Origin of the sequence: Okeania sp. SIO2B3 (assembly GCF_010672525.1) — a bacterium.
Classification (GTDB): Bacteria; Cyanobacteriota; Cyanobacteriia; order Cyanobacteriales; family Microcoleaceae; genus Okeania.
Map to the genome: position 1 here is coordinate 1 of NZ_JAAHGH010000035.1, position 26,835 is coordinate 26,835.

The following is a 26,835-nucleotide window of genomic DNA, read 5'->3' on the forward strand; positions in this document are numbered from 1 at the left end:
GGGGAAGAGGGGGAAGAGGGGGAAGAGGGGGAAGAGGGGGAAGAGGGGGAAGAGGGGGAAGAGGGGGAAGTAAGAATTTTGTCTACAGTCCTCACACTTGCGTGTATTTTTCAATACAATTTTCTCCCGAAAAAGCCGCTCTTAGACTTACCCATAACTTGTCTTTTTTGTCTACGTTTTATGTTAAGAAAGATGTTTATAAAGCATAGGTGTTTTAACCGGGGGATGAAAACAAGCGAGTTGTTTAGACTAGACAACTTTAGTTGTCCTGTGCTATAATCTGAATGTACAAATGTTTAGACAAAAGTAAACAAAAAGCTAAGTTTAGACTTAAGCTGACTGTGTAGGGGCACAATGAAATTGTCCCCAGAGAATATATCTTTGGTCAGCTAAGTAGAAAACGAAGCAACAAGGATTTATCCTGTTGCGTAGTATCAACTTAGAATCCCCTCGGCAACAGCTGCGGGGAGTAGTCAAAATGTCGCGTAATGGTATACAACAACGAGGGACAGCTGGCTGTTCTCGTAACAAAAATAATCATAATAGACATCTCCATCAAAAGAGGCAACAGGGAATAGGGAACCCACCCCTAACCCCTCCCAGGAGGGGAATAATTGATAATTTATGGATAATAATTGATTTTATTTTTCATTTTTGGAGAATTCTAATGCACGACCAATGAAAATGTACCACCACTGAAAAATTCTCCCATCTCCCCTACTCCCCATCTCCCCTACTCTCCTACTTCATAAATTAGGTGGATAGTTCATCATCTATACGAGAGCAAATCATCATTATCCATTAGATATTTTGCCACCTGATTAATAGAGGTGCGAATTTGGGGGTCGCGCCCACCACGACTATCAATTACAGTTATTACATACACTTCACCATTAATACTTAATCCTAAAGTAGTACCCAGAGCGCGAGAATTTTCTCCCGTCTTTTCACCCAACCACTTAACTTCAGGTAATTCTTCTAGGGCAGCATATCCTAATAATCTATCCTTCTGACGGGCTAAAGCTTCTATCAATACATCAGAATTTGGATACTCATAATTATATATTGAGACCATCATGTCTGTCAGTTCGTTGCTAGTCAGGGTATTGCGACCTTTACCAGGATTTTTGGGCATGATCCGGTTCCCCATCAGTTTGTAGTTGACACTCATCACTTTGTAGCCATCGTCTTTGAGAACTTTATTAATATAAGGCTGTCCTAAATAATCAATAAGTTGATTTGTGGCAATATTGCTACTATGGTCAATCATTTGCCCAACCAGAGTTTTGAGGGGATAGGGTTTTCTTGCTCTAATTTCTGAGGCATCTTCAGTAAAGTTTCCCCTACTTACATATATAGGAGTATCTAAACTGATATTTTCTTGGGACGCTTTCTGCATTGCTGCTACAGCAACAGGAACTTTAATTAAACTAGCAGGACTGGCAGGTGGTTTATTGCCGTTTAGGTCTAAACATTTTCGCCGGAGGTTACAAATAGCGATCGTTGCTCTGCTAGATAGACCACTGTCTTTACGAATTTTCTCTAAAAAGTTTGATTTTGTTAGGTTTAACTGATAATAAGAATCATTCAGACTACGCTGGTATTCTTTAATCTTTTTAGTAGTTTTTTCTGCTATAATTGAATCAGTAGGAATTGCTTCTAAATTAGAAAGAGCTTGTTGCCAGAGGTGTTTTTCTGTTTCTCTAGTTTTGACAGTTGCATTTGGCGTTTCTCCTACTTCTGATGCTTGAGCGCCAAGGGTTAATGCTTGACGCCAGTTATCATTTGCTCGTTGTTCAATTAATATTTGAACATCAATTTCTTGTAATTTCTGTAGCAAGTTTTCTTGCTTTTTTAATACAGTGTCATCGTTATCAGAAAAGAATAATTGCTTTCTGGGAGTAGGTAGAGATTCTAATTGTGCAACTGTGCGATCGCGCAGATCATAGAGTTCTTGTAAAGACTGGGTGTAAGATTCTTCTGCCCAGGAACTCTCTATACTCCCAATTGAAATTATAGTAATACTAGCTACTGTCGTTAAAGTGCTAGTTAGAATTTGTCTAATTTTTAGTCTTCTGTACATTGAATTTGCCTCACACAAATAAATAATTTTCTGCCGACCAATAAAAATATAATTTTTTCATCTTTACTGTATCAACTTGTCTAACTAAATACACATATTATAGTCTTTCTTATTATATTTTGGTTATTTTGTCAACTACTATTAATCTATGAACAAAGGTAAGCATTTAGCCGTCAGCTATCAGCTATTGCTTTTAGTTTTAGATAAAAGCTTTACTAATTGAGGCCGAATTTACACTTACTACTAAAGTCGTTAAAGTCTATATTCATTTAAACCCTATCCTGATTGCTGAGAGCTGACAGCTAATAGCTGAATCAGGACTTACGCAGAAACTCTACTTATGGTGAGGGCGAATGGTATTCGCCCCTACAAATGCTGGTTTAAAAGTGAATTTGCGTAAGTCCTGTGAATGTTTACTAACAACGACGGAGTCCTCAGGAGTCATATAGAATCCGGAATATATAATAAGTGTTCAACCGGATTTGATATAAAGCCATTCATTCCGACTCCTGAGGAGTGACTCCTGACTCCTGTGAAATCACACATTTATTCAGCAACGTCAAAATTATGTACGTCCTACTACCTAAACAATGGCAAACTATTCCAAGGGTCAAAAGAAATCAACTTCTGGGATGGAAAATGGGGGCGACAGAAAAATTTGCCCTGTTGGTTGAGCATGGAAGCAGCAAAAGAGAAAGTGCTATTCGATATTGCTACAGCATCAGCGTGACTCAATACATAAAAATCTGGATAAAACTCTGCCTCTGGTAACTCAACTCCTAAATCTTGTGCTGTTATCGGTTGATACTGGGCAAAACACCCTAACACTTTTTCTACATCGTCGCTGGCAACATAAAGTATTGGATCTTCTAGAGTTTCCCAAAAACCCCGCAACCACTCGCCATACCATTCCCAAGGAGCTATCCAATGAGGGTAGAGATCAAAATAATCTCCCAGTCGCAAATGTATTGCCACTATTGTCTTACCTTTTGCCCTCAGACCTTCCCAGGCAACCTGCATTTTTCCTTGAATTTCCTCAACTGGTTGAAATAGTGATCGCCAATATTCTTGATGTTTGGCATAGTAAGCAGTGTGATATTGGAAGTATCCCCAAAAATCAACGTTGCTTAAAGTTTTTGAGGAATTGACAATATTAGAAATTGACACATTGCTTTCTATATTTTCGGGAATAACCGGGAGCTGTCGTCTAATTAGTGGGTCATCTAACCCAAAAATCTTTTTTCCGATCCACTCTGGGGTTTCTACTCGCAAATTATGTTCTTTGGCATAAATTTTTAAGAAACCGTACTGGAAAAGTTGATTGGCAAATCCGCCATTTTTGCCCAGAGTTGACATAATAATAGTTGGTTTCTTGACATAAAAAGCATCGCCCCAAGAATGGTGATAAGGTGTGGTCGTTGCTACCCGATCAAAACCTACTTTTTCTAGAAATTCGTCGATATCGTCAATTAAGGGGCAACCTTGATAAATTTCCTCATAATTGACTTCAATATTAATCCCATCCACAAACTGCAACGCATTAGTTGCCCCTTGCAATGCTAATAATTCAGCTCCTTGAATGTCGATATTGAGCAGATTAAAATCCTCCGGTGGCAATTCTAATTCTGCCAGGAGACTATCCAGAGTTTTTGCCTCTACAGTTACTTTGGATATTTCTCTGGTATAAATACTCTGGTCGCTATCATCTTTTGGTGATAAAATCGAACTGCTTTGCTCGTTAGCAGCAATGTGCAAATCCACCAAACCATTTCGCTCGCATAAAGCATAATTAGCTACTCGCACCTCTGGCATTCCTGCCATCTTTTTCTGGAGGCGATCGAATACTTGGGGGTTAGCTTCCACAAACAAGACCTTTGCCATCCCCATCTCTCGATATGCTTTAATTTCTTCCCCTTCATAAGCACCAATATGAATTACACCCCTTGGTTGAATCGAATTTTGCGAACAAAGTTTTGCCAAATCAAACATCTGGGGAAACTGCCCCAAAACTCCAGAAATAAAACGCTCGTTAACAGCTAAAAAGTTACACCATTGCCAGTCTTCATCTGCGGGCAAAAATTCCGGTTTGTAATCTAATTGATTAGGTAAAATCTTAAACAAAGAATAGCGATATTGTTGCAGGAATTCAAAAACAGCTTTCAAGGAAATTCCTGCATCTTTAAAAGTATTGCCATATTCAAATTGCAGATAATCTATTTTGCCCGACTGCAACATTTTTGTTGCTCCTTTTAAGACATCCAACTCGCTGCCTTCAACATCAATTTTGAGGAAATTAATCCGTTTAATTTGCCACCGTTGACAATAAGCATCAAGGGTGGTAAGCAAAATCGGAAACTGCCTGGGCGTTCCCATCTGAAACAATTTTTCATCTTCGGAGTTACGGCGATATAAAGTATTCAGGAAGCGAGTATCCTGATAATCGTAAAGGATTTTTATTTCTTCCGAGTTAGACAGGGCAAAATTATTGGAAACAACTTGCCCGAGACTAATTGCTTGGGCGAGATTGCCTACTAATTTTTGATGGTTTTGTGGGTGAGGTTCAAAACTATGTATCTGGAGGCGATCGCTTCCACATTTGAAAACTTCATCAGTCCACTGACCGATATACGCACCGACATCAAACACAACATTTCCAGAACGAATAAATCTGGCAATGACATTTAATTCTCCAAGGTCAAGGGTAGCTTTCATTATAAAAAAAGAGGACGCAAATCAAATCGATCTTTAATTTTTTTGTCAACCAAAGATATGATGGTGTTGCTGATTCTGGGTATGATGCCAGCCCCCCTAGCCCCTCAATGCGCGGGGATGCGCGGGGGCGAAGGCGAGAACCAAACAATCGCGCATTCATACTTCAATTAAGCAACGCCGATATGATATATACTTAGATATTGCTTAGTATATCACTTTGTGGATCAAAAATTTATCTCCAATCCAAATATTAAAATTATATCATGTCCGGATAATCAACGATAAAAAAACCTTCTCCCTTTGAACCTTTCTTTCCCTTCAGCATAGTTGCCTTCTTCCCTCTGCCTTCCTTCCACCAAAGTGTTAGTATTCAAGCGAACATGATATTAGTTATGAATTCCCACTCCTAACAAACCTTCGATCGCATCCACAGCTACCCCAACACCATCTTCTGCTTGTAGCAGGCTACCCACACTAGCTGCTCGCTCCTGATAAACTGGGTCGAACAACAACTGCTTTAACTCCGCAGCTAATACAGCAGCAGAATAGCGATCGCGATTCACTTGCCGAGCTATACCTAAACTCACCACCCGCGCTGCATTATCATAACGGTCAAAATCATCAGGTACTATCAACATTGGACGACCTGACAACATTGCCTCCCCAGTAGTACCCACTCCTCCATGATGTACGATCGCCATTGACCGGGGGAAAAGTTCTGAGTGTGGAGCGTAATCAACTGCAATTGTTCCCTCTGGAAGCAACTCTGACGACACTTGTCCCGCTTCCTTTCCCATCAACAAAACAGCTCTATAACCCAACTCTTTCAAGGCAGTGGCAGCCTCAACGTAAAAGTTGCCCGGACTCATAACCGCTAATGAACCCAAAGTAAAAGTAATGGGAGGCTCCCCACTATCTAAAAACTGCATCAACTCCGCAGATAAACCCTCTGAATTTTGAGGACGATAAAAAGGAAAACCCGCGATCATATTGGGCGATGGCCAGTCTTGTTGTGGAGCTGCCAACAACTCTGAAAACAAGGCTAAAACTAAATATGGCGATTGCAAGTCACTAACTAGAGGATTACAACTGGGTGCTAAACCGAGTTCCTTTCGCAGTTGTCGCCAAGGGGCGAAAAAAAAACGTGATTGCCACTGAAAATGCCGTGTTATGCCATCTTGCATCCCTGTTACTTGTATTTTTTCGTAATCAGAGAGGGGAATATTTCCGCTCCAAAGATAACTTTGAAGATCGTAAGCAGATAAGAAAGAGTAAGGTGACAGGATACTAGATACCCAAGGAATGCCAATTTTTTCTGCCACCAGAGAACCCGCGACAGTGAGGGGATGAGTTATTAGTAAATCTGCTCCGGCGGTAGCTGCCATGAGATCGGCGTAACTAGCGCGTAAATGGGGCATTAACATATAACAGATGACATACTCGATCGCTCGCCCTTGGGGGATCATCAGACTCAGAAATTCCCCCTCTCTTTCAAAATCTGGCAAACTATCTGGCCTGACTGGATAAAATTCAATACCTTGAGCTTCCACTGGTTTACGGTATCTCTCGCTAGTGGCGATCAAGGGTAAATGACCTCGTTTTTTTAAACCTTGAGCGATCGCCAGATAGGGATATAAGTCACCTAATGACCCGAAAGTAGTAAGTACAATGCGTTTACTTTGAGTTGTTTTAGGTTGTATTAGAGACAGGTTTTCTTCGGGATTGAGTTGTGTATTATGATCGGTCATATCTAAAATTTTAGAATTATATCAATTTCTATTAAACATCTGGTAAAAATCAAAAATCAAATCAATTCTTATCCATAAATTATCAATTATTTCTCCCTTTTCCCTATTCACTGTTTCCTATTCCCTATTTTCTGGAGATATCTATTATACTTAATCATCTGGACATGGTATTAGTTGTCTACCAGATATGGTTCGACCTCGATCTCTAATACATCTTCTGGGACATTATTGATGAAGTAGCCGTAAGTAGGTTTCTGTATTTCGAGGGGCGATGGCAAATTACCAGTAGAAGCAGGCCAGGATTGGTCAAACTCCATCCACAGTTCCTGCAATTGAGAGTTAGTAGCGCTGTCGGCTAAAATCCGCGTTACCACTTCATAGATACCCAACAATTCATCAAAACCTCTACGGGCATAAATTCTGCCATTGGCCAGTCCTCCATCCATAGTTAATTTTCCTGCTACAATATCTCTGAAAGTACGGACATCGCAACAGAAATCTATTGAGTTTGGTGATGCTACATACTTAAAGTTAAGTTGGAGGAGTTCGCCTCCTTCAGCACTTACTTGTAATATAGTATCATCAATAGCGATTGTCACAGTTTTTCCAGAGACAATATGCACCAATGTTTTCCATGTCTCCCCACCTTGAAGGCGGAGAGTTTCTATCAAGCGACGTAACCATGTTGCTAATTGTTTCTGACGTTCTGTGCTAGTATTTGTCATACTTATCCATTCCCACGGTTTCTTGATGCACTATAGCAAACAAAGGGCTGCTTCAGAAATCATCCGGTTATTATAGGGCACTTATCTCGCATCCCCAAATTCTATCTAGGCAAAGACTTTGACTTTTTTGAATATAACCTTACTCAAGCGGATCTGATATTAGATGGGGGAAAGCTTTTTCCCATTATTATGGCTTTGTTGCCTATTATACAAAAAATTGCGTTTCATCTAAGTGATAAAATGCTTGTATTGAAGAGTATTGAACTATAAAAAATTTATGTTTGCCATATTTTTATTTTGTATAACGTTCTGTTTTTTTTATTTGTTAACAGGCCAATCTGATATTCAAAACAGCAAGTTTGCTTCTAAGCTAAAAATGGCCATTTCCTCTAACGGTAAGGCAGATATCCATTGTGACCAGCAGCTTACTTCTAATCAAGCAAAAAGCGATCGCTATTCCTCCAATAGTAAACATGATTCAGTCTCATTGACAGTTTCCATAGAAATGCCAAAAGGACAGAGAGCTGAAAAAATAGAGTTCCAAGGAAATGAAGGAACTGTTGTATTAGCAAATGAAAGCTATTCTAATGGTCATAGTAATGGTCATAGTAATGGTCATAGTAATGGTCATAGTAATGGTCAAGCTGATTCAGTCTTGGTGAAAATTTTTATAGAATTACCCAAGGAACAGGAAGCCAAAAAAAACAATCTTCAAAGCAACCAAGAAACTACTCTAGTAGCTAATGGGAATCAATCTAGCACTAATGGTAACAGTCACAATGAGGATCTAAGTAGTAATGGTAATGGTCACATTGAAGCTAGCACTAATGGTAATGGTCACAATGAAGATCTAAGTAGTAATGGTAATGGTCACATTGAAGCTAGCACTAATGGTAATGGTCACAATGAAGATCTAAGTAGCAATAGTAAAAGCCAATTGGTAATGGTGAAAACTGCTCCAGAAGTTAAGGTTGAGCAAACTCAAGTTAACCAACCAAAACAAGATGATAGTAATGGTTGGTCTGGGGGTAAAGCAACTAATATACCATTGCCCAACGGAGGTAGCATACAACTACCAGATGAAGCGGAGAGTATTGTAAATCCTCCAGATGCAGAGAAACCCCAGTTTGATAAGACTATTATTAATGAGACATTGCAACAATCTCGACAAGCAATTACTGGCAGAATTATGCAGTTTATTGATTTTAAGCGCGATATATCCGGAGGTTATGCTCCGCTATACGAAATGCTGAAAGATTACCCATTTCGTAAGGGGAAGATGTTGCGACCCACAATGTGTATTAGTGCAGCAAGGGCAATGGGAGGAATGGGAGATCGGGCCTTGACAACAGCAGCAGCTCTGGAGCTATATCATAATGCTTTTTTAATACATGATGATATAGAAGATGGTTCTGAATCTCGGCGGGGCAAGGAAACTCTGCATCACGCCATTGGGGTAGCTCGGGCCATTAATGTTGGTGATGCTACTAATGTTTTAGCCGTTGGTCTATTGCTGGAAAACCTATCGGCGATTGGGATACAAAAAACTCTTAATGTCTTGCACGAGATCGAATTTATGGCACAGCAATCTGTGGAAGGGCAAGCAATGGAGTTGGACTGGGTAGCTAATAATACAGGCCAGCTTACAGACCAAGATTATTTTACTATGTGTGTCAAGAAAACTTGTTGGTACACCTTTATGACTCCTTTGCGGATTGGTCTAATTATTGGACACCCTACGGCAAATTTGACGGAGCTAGTTAAACCTCTGGCAGATATAACTCGGTTTGGGATGATTTTGGGGATTGCTTTTCAGATTCAAGACGATCTGCTGAATATCTTGGGAGACCTGAAAACCTATGGTAAAGAAATAGGGGGAGATATTTATGAAGGTAAACGCACAATTATGTTGAATCATGTTATTGCTAACAGCAACGCCGCGGATCGGATTTTAGAAATTTTGGCCCTGCCACGAGAACAGAAAAAAGCAGAACAAATTGAGTTTATTTTAGAAGAAATGAAGCGTTGCGGTAGTATTGACCATGGTTGGTATTTAGCTCGAACTCTCGCCAACCAAGCTGACAATATCTTTGAGTCGATGGATTTTCTCAAACCTGAATCTCCCTTGCAACCAGGAGAAAATTGGGGTTCGTCTCTGCAAGACCGTCGCTTTCTCAAACAATTGATTAATTATGTGATTTATCGAAATTTGTAAAATTGGTAGTCCTGTAGAAGTAGTGATTTAGACTGTAGGAAGGGAATAGGGAACAAAAGAGATGGGGAGATGGGGGGAGATGGGGAGATAGGAACCCACCCCTGACCCCTCCCAGGAGGGGGATTTGGGGAGATGGGGAGATGGGGAGATGAGGAGTATTTTTCAACCTTTTTCCCTTTTCCCTTATACCTTCCCTCTACCTCCTGACTCCTGTGAAATCATACACAGGACTTACGCAAAACGTGAAATTATACACCATCAGTAGGGGCGTTTTGCTCGGCAACATATAAAGCGGAAGCTCTACGTTAGCAAATGGCCATTCGTCACTGGATATGGTGGTTTTGCGTAAGTCCTGATATCAAATCCGTTTTATTGAACATAAAAAAATTCTCCAATCGTCATAACTACGCTCATCTTTGTAATTCTCTCTCCTCCTGACTCGGTCGTTCCCCTCCTGGGAGGGGTTAGGGGTGGGTTGACTCCTGACTCCTCCTGACTTAACCATTCTATGGCTGTTTAACCGGATTTGATATGATACATTTATTCAGCAACGCCTTGCTCCAAATATCACTACTTGTACACTACTACCCAAAAAATTGACAAAATTTAGGCAAATATGAACTCATTCCAACTTCCGCAACTTCAATTCCAACTGCAACCTGGTTCGACTCTGGTGCTACAAATGTCTTTTCAAAACTGGATGAAGGAGGCTATACTGTTACGTCCTACTTTAGATGATTGGGTAGTAGATAATGGCAATTTAATTATTACGGCATCCCAAAAACTCGAACCGCCTTATATTTATTTATTCTCTGGCAGTGATGCTAGTGAGACAATAACAGCTTCCATTCCTGGGAATGTATTGCCTGGACAAAGGTTAAAAACTTGGTTGCGATTTCCTGGCATTCAAGAAGAAGCTATTCCTATTGATGTTGAAATTATGCCTGTCGTGCAACCTCATCCTCAAGTTGTAGAGTTTCCCCTTACTGTTACCTTTCCTGTTTCTGGAGAAACTAATTCTGGCTTTTCTCATACCTTAGACCCTACTATGGCGGGTATTTTTGGCTTAATCTCAGGGGTTATCGATCTGGATAAAATTCCTACTCGTTGGTTGGTGGCAGAACTTTTAATCGTTATTGCTCAAAAAGGAGAAGAATATGCTCAAACTTTACCTGGTAGTAGGTTGCTGGAACAACTTAAACACACTGTTTTTTATCAAAATGGAATAGTTGCTCTTACCTCTGCTCAACTCCCTGGTTGGATATCTGAAAGTTTGACGATCGCTAATACTATTTTAGGGGGCAGCAGTCAGACACCGGGAACTCAAAGATTGCTTTATATCTGGGAACAATGGTTGTTGAGTTTGGTAGAAACAGATGTGGAAGCAGAGGAGGTTGGCAAGCAAATTTTTGTTCCACCATTTTTGGCAGAAGCAATGGTTGCTAAATTGGAAATGGATGCCGACCGCTGGTGGGGTAATATTCTCTTGGGGTTGTCAGTGTTGTCGCCTCGTGTTGGTCAGATTTTGGCCACTATTTCTGAACTTGTAACCCCCATAGCTATTGCTGATGCTAAGGCAGCTGAGGCAGGTTATGTTTTGGCAACAGCATTGCCTGGATTAAATTTCTTGCCGGTACGGTGGTTAGTAGTGGAACTTCTGGTAATTCTTGCCCAAGTAGGAAACGAGTATGCTGGGAGTGCAGCGGGAAAGCAATTAAGCGATCGCCTAAGTCGGACTCGCTTCTTTAAAAATGGTGTAGTGGCTTTAGCATCGGCAAAAGTGCTTCGGTGGTTACAAATTAGTCAGTCGTCTGCTACTGCTTTTGCTAATTCCATTGGTGCTACAACAGGAATGGGAGGAATGTTGGTCTTTTGGGAATTGTGGTTGTGGAGTTTGCTGCCAGATAACAGCAATATTCAGAGATCAGTTCCCAATAATTCCGCTAGGGAAGCTTTGAGCGCCGAACTCGGAATAAATGGCGATCTCTGGTTTGAGGCAATTATTTTAGGGTTGGCAGTTATGTCCCCCAGAATAGCAGCCATATTAGAAGCGATCGCTACTTTAGCACCAGAACCTATAACTCGGCCCCCCAAACCCCAAACTGCTGTTGAAGATATAATTGGGGAATCTAAATCTATTCAACTTTGACCAGGAGGAGATGGGGAGATGGGGAGATGGGGGGATGAAGAGATGGGGGAATGGGGAGATGAGGAGATGGGGAGATGAGGAGATGGGGGGATGGGTAGATGGGGGGATGGGGGTTTCTTCTTATTTCTTCCCTCCTGACTCGGTCGCTCCCCTCCCCTCCTGGGAGGGGTTAGGGGTGGGTTGGGAGAGGTTAGGGGTGGGTTGACTCCTAAAAAATTAAGATTAATATCATACACGCGCTTTACCAACGGCGAATATTGAAGTGTGGATAAAATTATAAACATATACTGTATAACCGGATTCTATATTAATGGCAAATACATTTTTGCCTTCTTCCTTCTTTTAACTGATAACTGAAATGACTATGGATGAACGAACATTAGCTAGTGTAGAACAGTTACGCATTCCTACTAATGACGAATTAGCACCTTTAGACTGGAAAGACTGGTATCATTTTATTTTAATGGAACCCAAAAGTGGGGTGAGAGTTTTGGTGAATTTAACTCTTAGTGGTAGACTTACTGGGGGCGAACTACAATTAAGTTTTATTGCCACTATACCGAAGGAATTTTTGAGCGCTGAACTTCATCAGGAAAATAATTTGGCAACATTCGGCACTGCCTACCCCCAGAGATGGGTAGCGGGAACGGTGAGTCGCGAACCCTTGCGGTTGCAGGGTCAGAATGTTTCTTTGGAAATAGATGGTAGAAATTCACAAGTAGCAGTACGAGATGAAGAGTCTGGGTTGGCGATCGCCTTTACAGCTTCTGCGGAGGCCACACCACTGCTAGTAACAGAAGAATCTCCTTTCGGTAGCGGTTTTATTGGTTGGGGTTTGGTACCTGGTTTGCAAGTGGCCGGGGAGTTGTCTGTTGGGGACACCAAATTTCCCATCCGTCAAGATTGGTTTTGCTACCATGACCGCAACTTCGGTAGGTTTCGTTGGGGGGAGGATATTGGTTGGGAGTGGTTTGTCGCTTTTGCAACTTGTGCCGATGGTAGAACTTTAACTCTGGTTTTAGATAGACGTACTAACAGAGACCATTCTGAATGGGGGTTGTCCTATATATTTGTTTATTTGGGGAATCAGTTGCGGAAGATTTTTCTTGGGTCAACTCTGGCGATCGACTGGGAATGGTCTGCGACCGGGGTGTTACCGATCCGGTTGCCGGGAGTTATGGCCAGCGTGTTTGCCCATCGCAGTGTGCCCATGCCGGAGAGTTTGCGAGTAGAGGCAGCAGATGAACGCGATAGTTTGTCGGTGGCCGTGAATTTTGATAGTGCCATGGAATTGGTGGTGGCGGATAACAGAGCGTGTCAATATAGTTTTATTGAGGAGGTGAGTGGTAATGTGGAGGTGAAGCTCTTGCTAGATGGCGAGATGCTCCATGGTTGGGGCCTGATTTATGCCGAATATGTTGTCTAGATATCCTTAGTTAACAAAAAGTTATCGCGGTTGATTTTTTTGTCTCAAATTACTGCTACAGGGACAACAAAGTGAAAAAAAATGTGTCTCGGTATTGACACTGAGCTTTTTCTGAAGTTACGCTGGAAACTGTAAACTTTTTGACAATTCATCTCATCAGATATGAAACGAATATTACCGTGGATGATGTCAGTGCTACTGGCATTTACCTTTTTTAATATCAGTCCTTCATCAGCGATCGCTGCCGATAATATAGTAGTCAATGGCAGCTTTGAAACACCCGAAGTCGAATTTGTCGATTTCAAACATTCAATTGAAGGGTGGGATTTATCTGATGGACTGGCAATTGAAATTGATAGTAAATGGGTAAGCAAGCCCTTTGAGGGGTCACAGCTTGTGGAAATGGACAGTTATAGTGTGACTGGAATTTATCAGGATATTCCCACTGAAGCGGGTAAGACCTATAAACTTACCTTTGCATTTAAGGGTAACCCTAACACTCCTGAGAGCAAGCTGAATGTAGGTTGGGGAGAGAGCGTAGTTGCCAATCTCAGTAAAACAGCAGCGGATACCGAATGGGAAACTTATACCTACGATCTCAAAGCAACTAGCACCAGCACTCGTCTGAGCTTTGACAATCTTGATGAGATATCAGATGGTATGGGTAGCTATATTGATGCAGTAAGCGTGGTGGAGAAGTCTCTTGCAGTCATTGGCGAATTTGGCCGTATTTCCAACCTGAACCATGAAATACAAACGGTTAGTCTCAGCCATAACTTTACTGCTCCAGTCGTCTTAGCCTTACCTCCTTCCTTCCTCGGCGCAGACCCTGTAGCAGTACGCTTGAGCAACATCACCAGCAATAGCTTTGATGTCCGACTGCAGGAACCTAGTAATTTTGATGGCACCCATACAACAGAAACCCTCAGTTTCATAGTCCTAGAAGCTGGACAATGGAAACTTGATGATGGCACTGTTCTGGAAGTGGGAGTCCATAATACATCAACAACCGTTGGCTGGAACTTGGGCAGTAGCAGTTTCGATACAGTGAACTTCAGCAGCGGGTTTGGTGCTTCTCCAGTAGTATTTACAGAGCTACAGACCAGCAACGGTCCTGATTTTGTTTACACTCGCCAACAACCAGCCACTACTGATAGCTTCCAAGTGGCCATGCAAGAAGAGGAGATCAAAACTGATGGTCACACTGAGGAAACCATTGGTTGGTTAGCTATTGAAGCAAGTGATGCCGGCAATTGGTCAGGTCATAAGTATCAAGCTCAAATTGTCAGCGGTATTGAGGAAAATTTTGTCAATATCGGCTTGAGCGGTTATGAGGAAGGGCCACAGTTGATTGCGGCCATCGCCACGTACAACGGTGCAGATAGTGCTGGACTGCGGTATCAAAACTTAACTAATAACGGTGTTGAAATCAAAATAGAGGAAGAGACCAGTTTTGATGAAGAAACCGATCACACTACGGAAGATGTCAACATTTTGACGATCGAGGGAAGTGGGGAACTCCAAGCTGCCCCTGCAAGCTAATTGCTTCCTATAGTTTTATTAGCAAGCAATGCTAACTTCCTTCCAGCAAAGTCTAATTAGGGTGTGCTGAAAAAGTCTTTTTGCTGGGGTAGGAGACAACCCACCCCTCGCCCCTCCCCCTCCCAGGAGGGGAAGACAACCCACCCCTGACCCCTCCTAGGAGGGGAGTTAGGGGAATGTAGAAAAGGTAGGAGCGGGCGTTTTTCCCAAAATTGTTCTGCCCAACTCTTGCACAAAATGCTAGTTTTTTGAGCAATCTTTACCGAAAACAGGCGCACCCCTTTCAACCTAAAACAGCTAAAACCTTTATCTATCAATGCTTTGATATTTAATCAGCAAGCCCTAATTATTCAACCGGACATGATATAATGGGTAACCTTAAACTTAGGCAGAAAACTACTTGAATTATAAATTGTCCATTCCTAGAAAGCACAATCTCTTCCGTTCTACTAAACTTACCCAAACTTACCCATGACTGATTGCATGAGCTTTGGAGCTAGCTTCCTGTCTCCCAGAAGACCACTGACCGCAGTCTGTAACTTATCTTCTCCACAGGCTTAAAATCGGTGAGAACTCCACCTACTAACGTGCATAATTTTCTAAGTTCACAGCAGAATTAAAATCTCTGTCTGCCTTGAAACCGCAGTTCTCACATTCATATTGTCTGATATTCAGCGGTTAATTTTTTTGTCTAAAATTACTGCTACAGGGACAACACAGTGAAAAAAAAATGTGTCTCGGTATTGACACTGAGCTTTTTCTGAAGTTACGCTGGAAACGGTAAACTTTTCCACAACTCATCTTATTCAGATATGAAACGAATATTATCGTGGATGATGTCAGTGCTACTGGTATTTACCTTTTTGAATATCAGTCCTTCATCAGCGATTGCTGCCGAGAGCAACTTAGTAGTCAATGGCAGCTTTGAAAACCCAGAGGTCACTAAAGATTGGAAGTTAGCCCAAGGCCCCAGTATCGAAGTTCAAACAGGAAATGCGGGCAAACCCTACGATGGGCAAAAACTTGTGGAACTAGATAGTTATGCTGTGACTAAAATTTATCAAGATATTCCCACCGAAGTAGGCAAAACATACACACTCACCTTTGCCTTCTCACCACGCCCAGATGTCACAGACAACAAACTGAACGTGTATTGGGGAGATACTTCGTTAGTCCAACTTAGTAAAAGTGGCAGTGGTCTCTCGGATACGAAATGGGAAGTTTATACCTACAAAAATCTGAAAGCGACAAGCACTACTACTCGTCTGAGCTTTGACAATCTTAATGAAAAGTCTGATAGTGTAGGAAGTTACATTGATGCCATCAGCTTAGTGGCAAATTTATCCGGTTGCGCAGCTAACACAAATTTGGTAGAGAATGGCAGCTTTGAAACTCCAGAAGTCGAAAGTCCAACAGGAGTAGATTTTGTACGTTCATTTAACGGTTGGAATTTATCCAAGGGTTACTTGATGGAAGTTGATCGCGATATCTTTGGAGCTAGCAATGCTAAAGATGGGAAACAATATGTAGAACTGGACAGTTTGGATCAAGTAACTCAAATCTATCAGGATATTCCCACTGAAGCAGGTCAGACTTACAAACTCAACTTTGCATTTTCGCCACGTCCTGATGTTTCAGAAAACAAGCTGAACGTGCGTTGGGGAGAAACTTTAGTCTGCCAAGAAGAAAAAAGTGGTGAAGGTCTTACTAAGAATGAGTGGGATGTTTATACCTACGACCTCGAAGCCACAAGTGCTACCACTCGTTTGAGCTTTGATAATCTCAACGAAACACCCGATAGTTTGGGTACTTACATTGATGAAATAAGCGTGTGTGGTGAAACTACCTCGCCTTAGTTAACCGCGTCCAGCTAGAGCTTGAATATAAATGCCAGTGGTACGGTTCTGAGTTAGTAGTAGTTGACAGGTTTTTTCCATCATCAAAAACTTGCTCAAACTGTGGTCACGTCCAAGATATGCCCTTAAATCTAAGGACTTATAATTGCTCTGATTGTGGGTTGTCAATCTTATTGAGATTTAAACGCCAGTATAAATTTAAGAAATGCGGTCGGCTCGACCGTGAATGCCTGTGCATGAATGCCTGTGGATGAGTAACCGCCAACGGCCTCACAAGAAGCAGGAAGTAAACATCGGGTTGTTACTTTATGTAAAGCTTTGTATCAGTTGGCTTCCCCCTTTCTAAGGGGGACGGGAGGGGGATAAAATCGGGGGACTTTTAGAGTTTTATTCCCCCCGCGCATTGGCTTGCTCGGGGGGCTTGCATCATACCCAGAATCAGCAACGCCCTTTTTTTCCATATTCTCGTTCCTGAATTTTCACAACTTGTGAGGACTGAAGACTGCAGCCAAAAGTACATACCCCCCTGCAAAGATACGATTGGGGATTCTATAGAAAAGCGATCGCCATTCTTAAGTGCCGCAGTGGCGATCGCCCCTGGCCTCAAGTCCAACTTCCAAAACGCGACCGCTCTCTACCTCAGTCGAATTTGACAGGTTGATCGTGGTTAATTTTTTTGTCTCAAATTACTGCTACAGGGACAACACAGTGAAAAAAAATGTGTATCGGTATTGACACTGAGCTTTTCTGAAGTTACGCTGGAAACAGAAAACAGTTCGACAACTCATCTCATCAGATATGCAACGAATATTACCTTGGGTGATGTCAGTGCTACTGGCATTTACCTGCTTGAATATCAGTCCGTCATCGGCAGCTGCCGAGAACTTAGTAGTCAATGGCAGTTTTGAAGAGCCAGTGATCGAAAGTCCAGCAGGAGTAACTTACGAAACTTCATTTAATGGCTGGAGAGTGTCCAAGGGTTTCTTGATGGAAATAGACCGCGACCTTTATGGAGCGAGCAATGCCAAAGATGGGAAACAATATGTGGAACTCGATAGTTTAAATCAAGTAACTCAAATCTATCAGGATGTTCCCACTGAGGCAGGTAAGACTTACAAATTAACCTTTGGATTCAGCCCCCGTGCAGACAACTTAGACAACAAGCTGAACGTCCATTGGGGAAATACCACGATTGCTGAACTGGAAGCAAGTGGGGAAGGTTTATCTAAAAGCGATTGGCAGGCTTATAGCTATGGCGTTCAAGCAGCTGGCACTGAAACTCGCATTAGCTTTGATAATCTCAACGAGATAGCTGATGGTTTTGGTTCCTTAATTGACGCGATTGGCCTAGAAAATCTAAATTGTGATTTGGGGGATGAAGATTGTACGATTATCATTCCTCCCGATGGAACATTTGTGATGCCAGTCACAATTCCGATTCCAGAAGATGCAGGGGCACTGCCTGTGGATTTAATCCTCACCCAAGACTTGACCAGTTCCTTCTCAGATGATTTGCCAACTCTCAAGACAGTGATTCCTGACTTAGTGACAGAATTGAAAGCTGTCCAACCTGATACAAACTTCGGTCTGGCAAGTTTCACAGACAAGAAGGTTTATGGAACTCCTGATTATTATGTGTACAAGACGGAGTTGCCTCTGACGAGCGACAGTAGCGTATTTGAGGAAGCAGTTGCAGGGTTAGCCACTCTTGCAGGAGGATATGACTTCCCCGAGTCATCCTTGTCAGCTCTGATGCAAGTTGGTTTACGGGCTGATGGCGAATTAGGATTCCGAGATGAGACTCGTCGGATTGCTATTATCTCTACAGATGATGCTTACAAGCAGGCAGGGGATTATCCACAAGGTACGCCAAACAATGGAGATACAGTTCTGGATGAGGCAGAAGACTATCCTTCTGTGGCTCAGACGAAGGACGCAATCAATAATGCTAATATCCTTCCTATCTTCCTAGTAACCAGCCCTTTCATACCCACCTATAATGACTTGGTGAGTCAGTTAGGGGTAGGAGCTGTAGTCGAACTGGAGCCTGACAGTTCAAATTTGGTTGAGGCTGTACTGGAAGCAATAGAGATATTAAACCAAACTGTGACTGTTGTGGCCGTAGATGATGAGTACGGTTATGTGCAAAGCATCGACCCGGACTACTTTGAAGATGTTGTTCCTGGCTCGGAATTAACAACTTATGTCACCTTCAAAGATACTGGACTAGGTAGCGGAGATGATGTGACAATTCGCGCTCTAGGAATTGGGGATTTGGTCGTTGATGTTCAAGTCTCTTTGTAATCTCTATCCGTTGAGCGATCGCGGAGCGTGGCATCAGCCGTATCGCCTGTCTGAGAATCTGTAGGGCTTGTAACTGTTGGCTCAAATCTGGTTTTATCTATAAAAATCTGGTATTATCTGTTTATGCTACTTGGATTCAAAACTGAATTACACCCAAATAAGCAGCAAAAAACATTACTGGCTAAACACGCAGGTGTAGTTCGTCATGCTTGGAATTGGGGATTATGGTTAACTAGAAATATCCTTAGTCATAATTCCAATAATCCTTCAGGTAAACTTAAATTTCCCACATCTATCGACCTGCATAAGCTTTTAGTAGCAATGGTTAAACCTAAGAACTTTTGGTACTACGAAGTGTCTAAATGTGCACCTCAATATGCTTTAAGATATTTATCTCTAGCTTGGAAGTGTTGCTTTAACAAAATTTCTGGTCAACCTAGTTAAATTTAGCTATGGCGGGCAGTTTGCTCCGCAACGCTAACGCGTTTCGCGCCAGCGTTGCGTTACGCCAGTTTTGCGAAGCAAAAGCAAACGTCCGTGTCAGCCTGTGGACTGGATAACGCCGACGTTGCCAGGTAGAAGCAGGAATGGAACAGATAATCATAGATTTTTATAGATTATCGTAGGTTTCTAAGAACGGACAGAGAAGCGATCGCCAGAGTTAGGACAGTCGGTAAAGTCAACATTAAACCCTTTCCAGAAACGGAAGGGTGTATTTTTCAGGACTTAGGCACTGGCAATAGATGTAGGGTTTTGTGCGTTACGCTAACGCTAACACACCCTACTGGACTGACACAAAAATGTAGGTTGGGTAGAACGGAGTGTTAGCGGAGCTTCCCGAAGGGAAATCCAACAAAGCCTCGCTATTGTTGGGTTCCGTTCCTCAAGCCAACCTACGCTTATTGCACCATTTTAGCAGTGTCGGTCTACTACCAATAGCGTTCATGCGTAAGTCCTATTTTTATCTCAAATGACTGTACACTCACAATACAGCAGCGATCAAAAAAATGTGTATCGGTATTGACACTGAGCTTTTCTGAAGTTACGCTGGAAACAGAAAACTGTTCGACAACTCATCTCATCAGATATGAAACGAATATTACCTTGGGTGATGTCAGTGCTACTGGCATTTACCTGCTTGAATATCAGTCCGTCATCGGCCGCTGCCGAGAACTTAGTAGTCAATGGCAGTTTTGAAGAGCCAGTCCTTAATGGTGACTATGGTACAGCAGATTTTCAACCCTCATTTAAAGGGTGGGACTTATCCAAGGGTTACTTGATGGAAATCGATCGTGAAACCAGAGAGGATCTGATCCCTTATCTCCCCCCAGAATCAGTAATTCCCAAAGCCAAAGATGGGAAGCAATATGTGCAGCTTGACAGCATTCAGCAAGTAACTCAAATTTATCAGGATATCACGACGGAAGCGGGTCAGACCTACGAACTCACTTTTTCATTCTCCCCCCGTCCTTATGTCTCAGACAACAAGCTGAATGTTAAGTGGGGAGATACAGAGATAGTTAAACTGGAGGCAAGTGGTGAAGGTTTATCTCAAAGCAATTGGCAGGATTATAGCTATGGTGTTCAAGCTGACAGTTCTACGACTCGCCTGAGCTTTGATAATATAGGAGAGTTTCCTGATAGCAAGGGTTCCTACGTTGATGCTATCGGTCTCGAACCACTCGTTTGCAAGTTGGGCGATGAGAAATGCCAAATCATCATTACCCCTGACGAAAAATTCCTTCTGCCAGTCACAATTCCGATTCCTGAAGATTCAGGCACGTTGCCTCTAGATCTAATGTTGACCCAAGATGTGACTGGCTCCTACCGAGATGATTTGCCAGTTCTGCGAGCACTAATTCCTGACTTGGTGGAAGAACTGCGCGCTCTCCAACCTGATACAACTTTTGGTCTAGCAACTTTTCAAGATAATAATCCAGGTGAGTATGTGTATCGAACCGAGTTACCTTTGACCACAGACTCGGCTGCATTCGAGGCAGCGGTTGACAAGTTGACGGCTAATGGTGGAGGTGACTATCCAGAGTCATCGTTGACAGCTCTAATGCAAGTTGCTGTACGGGCAGAAAGTGAGTTAAATTTCCGACAGAATACTCGTCGGGTAGCAATTGTATCCACAGATGCTACCTATAAAAAGGCAGGGGACCCACCCGGAGGTACTCCCAACAATGGAGACGCAGTTTTAGACCCTGGTGAGGACTTTCCCTCTGTCCCTCAGGTGAAGCAGGCAATCAATGAAGCTAATGTAGTGCCTATCTTCCTGGCAACCACCAATGTGGTAAGCACATATAATGACTTGGTGAGTCAGTTAGGGGTAGGAGCTGTAGTTGAGCTAGAGGCTGATAGTTCAAATTTGATTGAGGCTCTCAAGGAAGCATTAGAGGTAATCAACCAAAACTTGACTATTGTAGCGGTAAACGATGACTACGGTTATGTGGAAAGCATCGAGCCAGACCGTTTTGAAGATGTAGCCCCAGGCTCGGAAGTAACAACCAACATTACCTTCAAATACTCGGGACTCGGCACCGGTGATGAAGTCACCATTCGTGCTCTAGGAATTGGGGATTTGGTTGTTGATGTTCAAGTCTCTTTGTAATCTCTATCCGTTGAGCGATCGCGGAGCGTGACCAACGGTTGGGTAAGTTGGGATAAGTTCAGTAGAACGGAAATTGACTGATGGCCGAATGGCGATCGCTCTTTTGCCAGAAAGGTGGGATATCTATAGACCGGGATCTGAATGCCAGTATAAATTTGAGAGATGCGGTCGGCTTGACCGTGAATGCCTGTGGATGAGTAGCCGCCGACGGTCTCACAAGAAGCAGGAAGTAAACATTAAAATATCACGCTATGTGACGTTTTATATCAGTTTTATGAAGCAGGAACGTAAAGTTTGCAACGCTTTTGGCGCAACAGGTCCGGATACTTTAACTCCCCTAGAAGTCACAGTATCTCTGATTGGTGCACACCAACCTTAATAAGTTATCGGTACTGTTAGAAGAATAAGGGGCGATCGCTTTGATTAATCCCAAAAGGAAAACTGTGAAAAAAGGCGATCGCCTGCCTGAAAAAAGTGCATTGACAAGACCTTGAAAGAACGAAAACTCTGGATGGGTTATTAATATCTGCCCACTCAAAAACAATTTGAATACTTCTACTGTAATGATTCTGGCTTTATTATCAGTGATCATCCGAACATGATATAATTCTTATTCATTTCTCAGTAGAAAAAGCGATTAAACTAAGTTTAATCGCTTTTTTGAGTTTGCGGGGGAGCGCGATCGCGCTCCCCCGCAAACTACTATTGGGACTCGATCAAAAACAAAACCTACAGTCAAGACTCAAATGACAAACAAAAATTAAATATTTAATATGACTTTTTCATCTCGACATATATACATTTAACTGCTATAATTGTCTCCGTTAAACTTTAGCTCTATTTCTTTCTAGTAAAAGTTCCAGATCGACTAAAAAGCATTGTTCCTTTTAATAGCAGTAAATCCCCGTTTGCGGAGCATTCCGTAGGAAAGGCGGGTGCTATATTAGCGCAGCTCCTCTGTCAATAGGCAATAGAAAGCCTCTATCCGCGATGGAGCAGGAATCCCGCCCTGTCTCGTAGAGCAGCGTCGGGAGGATGTCAATATCAGACAAAATCAACCAATAAAGCAGACATAAAATTAACATGGCAATAAAAAAAATCACTATAACTGCTACATCCAATGGCTATACAGCCAAATATTATGGAGGAGGAGAACCTAAAGCAAAAATTTATATCGATGGCCAAGAAATTAATTTCGGCAGCTATAGTCGGGGTATCAATGTGGCCGTATTCGATGAAATCACAGGTAAACTACTATTTTGTAACAGATTTGATACTCCTATTGGCAACAGCGACATCTTTGCTGATTTCATCAATAACCTGCCAGAAGGAAAGATAGTTGCCCTAACAATCAAAGGTGATGCCGTATCTACTCCTCTAACAGATAAAGCCAAAGCTGCTTTTAAAACCATAGGCAGCGCTGAAATAGACAACCTGAAAGTTGGCCAATCCTACACCCTCATAGGTATCAAAGGCCATGAACCAGGTACTGCCCATGAATCTATGTTTTGGTTAGAAACCAGCAGTAGCTACACCCAAGAGGTAGAAGTAGTAGAAAATCTAGGAACTTTTGCAGTAGAAGCTGTATCAAAACCATCAATATTGGCTGCAGCACCATACTATCTCCCCCAAGGAGGAGAAGCACAAATTCACCTCAACGGAAAAATTCTAGCTATAGAAGGAGGATATAAATCTGGCTGGAATCTGATAGTATTAGACGGCAAAGATGGGCAAGTGAAAAGCTCTGGTAGTTTTAATCCTGGGATACCAGAGGAGGTAGATAGGTTCGTTGAAATCATCGAAGATTTACAAGCAGGAGAAATAGTTGCCATAGCTACCAAAGATTATACAGGCACGGAAGTAGAACAGAACATGAAAACAGCTTGTTCTTCTATTGGTTCGACAATGGTAGGTAATCTCGAGTATGGAGGTAGTTGGGCGATCGTTGGTTATAAAGGAGCTAAACCAGGTCAAGCAGTAGAAAACCTAGATAATTTCTGTCTCTACTGCTCTCAATATAAACCCGAGGGAGTCAATGTCAAATATTGGGCGCAGCAAACTGCTCCTCTTTTGAACAAAAAATTAAAACCCAGGCAAAAACTGTCCAAGAAGAGTGCTAGCGAATATTTTGCTTTTAAGCAAGCTGTGGGTATTGATGGTGACTATGCATTAGTGGGGGATGATGGTAAAGGCAATGCCTATATTTATCATTGGCAAAACAGTCAGTGGAAGTTAAAACAGCAGCTCAAACCTCAAGGTCAGAAAATGGCTGGGTATGGTCACTCTTTGGATATCAGCGGTAACTTCGCAATTGTCGGCCAGCATTCTGCTAGTGCTTTGGACAAAAATAATGCGGGTGCAGCTCACATTTATGAATTAAAAGATGGTCAGTGGCAGCACAAACAAATTATACAACCTTCGGACTTAAAAGCTAGCGACTATTTCGGTTATTCGGTGGCAATTGATGGCAAACTTGCGATCGTGGGAGCATATTTAGCTGATGCTCCAGGCAAAAATTATTGTGGTGCTGCTTATGTTTTCCAATTAGAAGGTGGTCAGTGGGTACAAAAAGGCAAAAAATTGCAACCAGACGACCTTGAAGCTGGCAATTGTTTTGGTTACTCAGTCTGTATTGAGGGTAATGTAGCAATGGTGGGAGCATATTTAGCTGATGCTCCAGGCAAAAAAAATTGTGGTGCTGCTTATGTTTTTCGATTAGAAGGTGGCAATTGGCAGCAGCAGCTACTTCAACCTCCAGACTTAGGTTCTGGCGATAATTGTGGTTGGTCGTTAGCTGTTAGCGGCAATCGGGCAATTGTAGGGGCACATCTTTCTGGTGTACAAGGAAAAGCAGATACGGGTGCGGCCTATATTTATGAATTACACAACGGTGTATGGTACTTACATCAGAAGATTCAAGCTAATGACCAAAAGCAACACGATGGTTTCGGATGTTCCGTAGCTATTAAAGGCAATGTAGCAGTTGTGGGAGCATCTCAGGCTAGTGTTAATGGTATGTGGGATTACGGTGCTGTCTATCTGTTTCAGTTGGAAAATGGCAAATGGGAGCAAAAACAGAAGTTGCACCCCTCAGATTTGCCAAAAAATCTGGGATGGGGTTATGGTGTTGCTTTCGATGGTAGTCGGGCTATTATCAGCGGTAATGGTGACTTGTTAGGCTCTAAAACTGGTTTTGCCTATATTTGCGATGTTGACACTGAGGCATCATATCAAATTGGGTAGCATTAGATAAAGAGTGTGGGGAGGGTGGGGACTCACCCCTACTGCTCCCAGGAAGCAGGGCTGTTTCATTCTCGATAGACACGGGAACGCGGAGACGCGGAGACACGGGGATAGAGGCTTTTGGCGTTGCTGAATTGAAGTATGAATGTGCGATTGTTTGGTTCTGGTCAAGCCCCCGCTGGTCCCCCAACTTTGGGGGACTTTTAGAGTTTTATTCCCCCCGCGCATTGGGGGGCTAGGGGGGGCTTGCATCATACCCAGAACCAGCAACGCCAGGCTTTTAAGTTCCTAACATTTGTAATTTATACAAACCAGCATAAAGACCTTCTTTTTGTAATAATTCTTCGTGAGTACCAGACTCAATTAATTCTCCTCGCTTCAATACAAAAACCCGGTTAACATTTCTAATAGTTGAAAGTCGGTGAGCAATAATAATAGCTGTTCTTTCTACTAAAAGTTTTTCTAATGCTGATTGAATTAAAGCTTCTGTTACGACATCTAAACTAGCAGTTGCTTCGTCAAGTACTAAAATTCTCGGTTTACGAATAGCAGCACGAGCAAATGCTAATAATTGCTTTTGACCACCAGAAAGATTAGCTCCTCTTTCTCGTAGTTGAGTATTGTATCCTTGGGGTAATTCTGCAATAAATTTATCTATATTTGTATTTTTTGCTGAGGTTTGAATCTCCTCTAATGAATAATTTTCTCCCAAAGTAATATTGCTTTTCACATCTCCAGCGAATAAAAAACCATCTTGTAAAATTACTCCAATATGTTTTCTTAATTCTGCTTGAGGTAAGTCTTTAATATTAATTCCATCAACTAAAATTCTGCCTTTATTGACATCATATAAACGACACAGTAAGCGAATTACAGAACTTTTTCCTGCACCAGTAGGCCCGACCAAAGCAACTTTTTCCCCTGGTTTAATAGTAAAGTTGAGATTTTTCAGAACATATTCATTTGGTTTATAGCCAAACCAGACATTTTCAAATCTAATTTCACCAATTTTAGAATTGTTAACTTGAAGAGTAGGTAATTTTTTAATTTCTCCTTCTGGGTCTAGAATTTCAACTTCTTCATTGAGAAGATTAATAATACGTTCCACTGCAGTTAAACCTGCTTGAATAGCTGTAAATTTTTCGGCAAATTGTCGCAGAGGATCGAATAAACGTTGAGCATATAAAATGAAGGAAGATAAAGTGCCAAAATCTATATTTTCTGCTAAAACAAATTGCCCTCCCAAGAATAATACCGCAGCGATCGCAACTAAAGAAATCCATTCTAAAATACCAGAGATAGCTGAGTCATAAAAAATAGTTTTATCTAGTGCTTTGATATAATCAATATTATTAACTCTAAATAACTCCGAATTAAATTTTTCTCGGCGAAATAATTGTACTACTCCTATACCAATTAAGTTTTCTTGTAATTGAGCATTTAAACCAGAAAGTTCATCTCTAGCTATATAATTAGCTTGCCGATATCTTTGCTGAAAATAAATAATAATTGCTGTGACTGGTAACATCATTAATGTCAGGATTAAACCCAGTTGCCATTGCAAACTAAACATAGTAATAGCAATTATTAAAATCGAAAATAAATCGCTCAAAATACCAATAGCTCCTGTGGAAAATACATCTCCTAAAGCTTCAACATCACTGGTAAGACGAGTAATTAATTTTCCCACAGGGGTACTATCAAAAAATCTAACTCCTAAAGAAAGAACGTGCTTAAATAAGTCATTTCTAATATCAGCAGTAATTTGTTGTCCGACTTTTTGTACTAAGAAGCCTTGTAAAGATTGAAATATTAGTCGTATAATAATACTCAACATTAATATAGAACCTAAAATATTCAATCCTTGAGATAATGATATTTGTTGGAGAAATGACCAGGTTTTTTCTCCTAAAATTAGAGAAATTGCTTGCCCGATTAATAGTGGTTGAATTGCTCCAGAAATTGATAGTGGCAACAATAATATCAGTGAGGCAAATACTAATTTTTTGTGGCCTAGACCATAGCCGATTATTCTTTTAATTAGTTGCCAGTCTGTTTTATTATTATTTCTCTCTTTATTCCTATTGGCTTTTGGTGAGATGCTTCTCATAGATGTTTTTTGGTTAAACTCTAGGTAGTCTAATGTTTTTATAAGGTAGCATATCAGCTAAATATTCACAATTAATGGCTCATAAATAATTCTAATTATGTAAGCATT

General features: G+C 41.6%; 18 protein-coding genes and 1 pseudogene. 13 read left to right on the top strand and 6 right to left on the bottom strand.

Annotated elements, in window-relative coordinates:
* Positions 1-769: 769 nt before the first annotated feature.
* From F6K15_RS21040 to F6K15_RS21055, 4 genes are all read right to left on the bottom strand, one after another.
* Positions 770-2,083 (bottom strand): serine hydrolase, encoded by a 1,314-nt coding sequence (locus F6K15_RS21040; protein WP_293063907.1) that lies wholly within the window; start codon positions 2,081-2,083, stop codon positions 770-772.
* A 579-nt stretch (positions 2,084-2,662) separates the two neighbouring features.
* On the bottom strand, positions 2,663-4,795 hold the full coding sequence (locus F6K15_RS21045; RefSeq protein ID WP_293063910.1) for an FkbM family methyltransferase: 2,133 nt from the start codon (positions 4,793-4,795) through the stop codon (positions 2,663-2,665).
* Between the two features lie 386 nt (positions 4,796-5,181).
* On the bottom strand, positions 5,182-6,543 hold the full coding sequence (locus F6K15_RS21050) for a glycosyltransferase (protein ID WP_293063913.1): 1,362 nt from the start codon (positions 6,541-6,543) through the stop codon (positions 5,182-5,184).
* Positions 6,544-6,713: 170 nt separating this feature from the next.
* Entirely contained in the window at positions 6,714-7,268 is a 555-nt protein-coding gene (locus F6K15_RS21055) for a hypothetical protein (protein ID WP_293063916.1), read from the bottom strand.
* Between the two features lie 376 nt (positions 7,269-7,644).
* Between F6K15_RS21055 and F6K15_RS21060 the strand changes: the two genes are divergently transcribed.
* The 5 genes from F6K15_RS21060 to F6K15_RS21080 all read left to right on the top strand — a co-directional run bounded on the left by F6K15_RS21060 (position 7,645) and on the right by F6K15_RS21080 (position 14,600).
* Positions 7,645-9,483 carry a polyprenyl synthetase family protein gene (locus F6K15_RS21060; RefSeq protein WP_293063919.1) on the top strand — a complete coding sequence of 613 codons (1,839 nt, stop codon included), beginning with the start codon at positions 7,645-7,647 and terminating at the stop codon, positions 9,481-9,483.
* Positions 9,484-10,099: 616 nt separating this feature from the next.
* Positions 10,100-11,632, top strand: coding sequence for a hypothetical protein (locus tag F6K15_RS21065; protein WP_293063922.1), 1,533 nt, complete (start codon positions 10,100-10,102; stop codon positions 11,630-11,632).
* Positions 11,604-11,837, top strand: coding sequence for a hypothetical protein (locus F6K15_RS21070; RefSeq protein ID WP_293063924.1), 234 nt, complete (start codon positions 11,604-11,606; stop codon positions 11,835-11,837). Before F6K15_RS21065 ends, F6K15_RS21070 begins: the two co-directional genes overlap by 29 nt.
* A 153-nt stretch (positions 11,838-11,990) precedes the next feature.
* Positions 11,991-13,058 carry a hypothetical protein gene (locus tag F6K15_RS21075; RefSeq protein ID WP_293063927.1) on the top strand — a complete coding sequence of 356 codons (1,068 nt, stop codon included), beginning with the start codon at positions 11,991-11,993 and terminating at the stop codon, positions 13,056-13,058.
* 186 nt (positions 13,059-13,244) lie between these two features.
* A complete protein-coding gene (locus F6K15_RS21080) occupies positions 13,245-14,600 on the top strand; it encodes a DUF642 domain-containing protein (RefSeq protein ID WP_293063930.1) in 1,356 nt (451 codons plus the stop codon).
* Between the two features lie 582 nt (positions 14,601-15,182).
* Here the strand turns inward: F6K15_RS21080 and F6K15_RS38510 are convergent.
* Positions 15,183-15,275, bottom strand: coding sequence for a zinc ribbon domain-containing protein (locus F6K15_RS38510; RefSeq protein ID WP_363268417.1), 93 nt, complete (start codon positions 15,273-15,275; stop codon positions 15,183-15,185).
* A gap of 137 nt (positions 15,276-15,412) precedes the next feature.
* Here F6K15_RS38510 and F6K15_RS21085 point away from each other — a divergent pair, with 137 nt between their 5' ends.
* From F6K15_RS21085 to F6K15_RS21120, 8 genes and pseudogenes are all read left to right on the top strand, one after another.
* Complete coding sequence (locus tag F6K15_RS21085) at positions 15,413-16,456, top strand: DUF642 domain-containing protein (protein WP_293063933.1); 1,044 nt, start codon at positions 15,413-15,415, stop codon at positions 16,454-16,456.
* 65 nt (positions 16,457-16,521) lie between these two features.
* Positions 16,522-16,710 (top strand): annotated as a pseudogene (locus tag F6K15_RS21090) (zinc ribbon domain-containing protein); the annotation flags it as partial.
* Between the two features lie 234 nt (positions 16,711-16,944).
* Entirely contained in the window at positions 16,945-17,109 is a 165-nt protein-coding gene (locus F6K15_RS21095; protein ID WP_293063936.1) for a hypothetical protein, read from the top strand.
* Between the two features lie 145 nt (positions 17,110-17,254).
* Positions 17,255-18,760 (top strand): DUF642 domain-containing protein, encoded by a 1,506-nt coding sequence (locus F6K15_RS21100; RefSeq protein ID WP_293063939.1) that lies wholly within the window; start codon positions 17,255-17,257, stop codon positions 18,758-18,760.
* A gap of 123 nt (positions 18,761-18,883) precedes the next feature.
* Positions 18,884-19,204 (top strand): helix-turn-helix domain-containing protein, encoded by a 321-nt coding sequence (locus F6K15_RS21105; RefSeq protein ID WP_293063941.1) that lies wholly within the window; start codon positions 18,884-18,886, stop codon positions 19,202-19,204.
* 643 nt (positions 19,205-19,847) lie between these two features.
* Positions 19,848-21,374 (top strand): DUF642 domain-containing protein, encoded by a 1,527-nt coding sequence (locus F6K15_RS21110; protein WP_293063943.1) that lies wholly within the window; start codon positions 19,848-19,850, stop codon positions 21,372-21,374.
* A gap of 73 nt (positions 21,375-21,447) precedes the next feature.
* Positions 21,448-21,753, top strand: a complete 306-nt coding sequence (locus F6K15_RS21115; RefSeq protein ID WP_293063945.1) for a hypothetical protein — start codon at positions 21,448-21,450, stop codon at positions 21,751-21,753.
* 704 nt (positions 21,754-22,457) lie between these two features.
* A complete protein-coding gene (locus tag F6K15_RS21120) occupies positions 22,458-24,617 on the top strand; it encodes an interleukin-like EMT inducer domain-containing protein (protein WP_293063946.1) in 2,160 nt (719 codons plus the stop codon).
* 280 nt (positions 24,618-24,897) lie between these two features.
* Here the strand turns inward: F6K15_RS21120 and F6K15_RS21125 are convergent, their stop codons facing one another.
* Positions 24,898-26,727 (bottom strand): ABC transporter ATP-binding protein, encoded by a 1,830-nt coding sequence (locus F6K15_RS21125; protein ID WP_293063948.1) that lies wholly within the window; start codon positions 26,725-26,727, stop codon positions 24,898-24,900.
* Positions 26,728-26,835 lie beyond the last annotated feature (108 nt).

Bases quoted from the DNA above. Each gene is read 5' to 3' on its own strand.
- F6K15_RS21040 (WP_293063907.1), bottom strand. From the start codon at position 2,083: ATGTACAGAAGACTAAAAATTAGACAAATTCTAACTAGCACTTTAACG.
- F6K15_RS21045 (WP_293063910.1), bottom strand. From the start codon at position 4,795: ATGAAAGCTACCCTTGACCTTGGAGAATTAAATGTCATTGCCAGATTT.
- F6K15_RS21050 (WP_293063913.1), bottom strand. From the start codon at position 6,543: ATGACCGATCATAATACACAACTCAATCCCGAAGAAAACCTGTCTCTA.
- F6K15_RS21055 (WP_293063916.1), bottom strand. From the start codon at position 7,268: ATGACAAATACTAGCACAGAACGTCAGAAACAATTAGCAACATGGTTA.
- F6K15_RS21060 (WP_293063919.1), top strand. From the start codon at position 7,645: ATGGCCATTTCCTCTAACGGTAAGGCAGATATCCATTGTGACCAGCAG.
- F6K15_RS21065 (WP_293063922.1), top strand. From the start codon at position 10,100: ATGAACTCATTCCAACTTCCGCAACTTCAATTCCAACTGCAACCTGGT.
- F6K15_RS21075 (WP_293063927.1), top strand. From the start codon at position 11,991: ATGACTATGGATGAACGAACATTAGCTAGTGTAGAACAGTTACGCATT.
- F6K15_RS21080 (WP_293063930.1), top strand. From the start codon at position 13,245: ATGTCAGTGCTACTGGCATTTACCTTTTTTAATATCAGTCCTTCATCA.
- F6K15_RS21085 (WP_293063933.1), top strand. From the start codon at position 15,413: ATGAAACGAATATTATCGTGGATGATGTCAGTGCTACTGGTATTTACC.
- F6K15_RS21100 (WP_293063939.1), top strand. From the start codon at position 17,255: ATGCAACGAATATTACCTTGGGTGATGTCAGTGCTACTGGCATTTACC.
- F6K15_RS21105 (WP_293063941.1), top strand. From the start codon at position 18,884: ATGCTACTTGGATTCAAAACTGAATTACACCCAAATAAGCAGCAAAAA.
- F6K15_RS21110 (WP_293063943.1), top strand. From the start codon at position 19,848: ATGAAACGAATATTACCTTGGGTGATGTCAGTGCTACTGGCATTTACC.
- F6K15_RS21120 (WP_293063946.1), top strand. From the start codon at position 22,458: ATGGCAATAAAAAAAATCACTATAACTGCTACATCCAATGGCTATACA.
- F6K15_RS21125 (WP_293063948.1), bottom strand. From the start codon at position 26,727: ATGAGAAGCATCTCACCAAAAGCCAATAGGAATAAAGAGAGAAATAAT.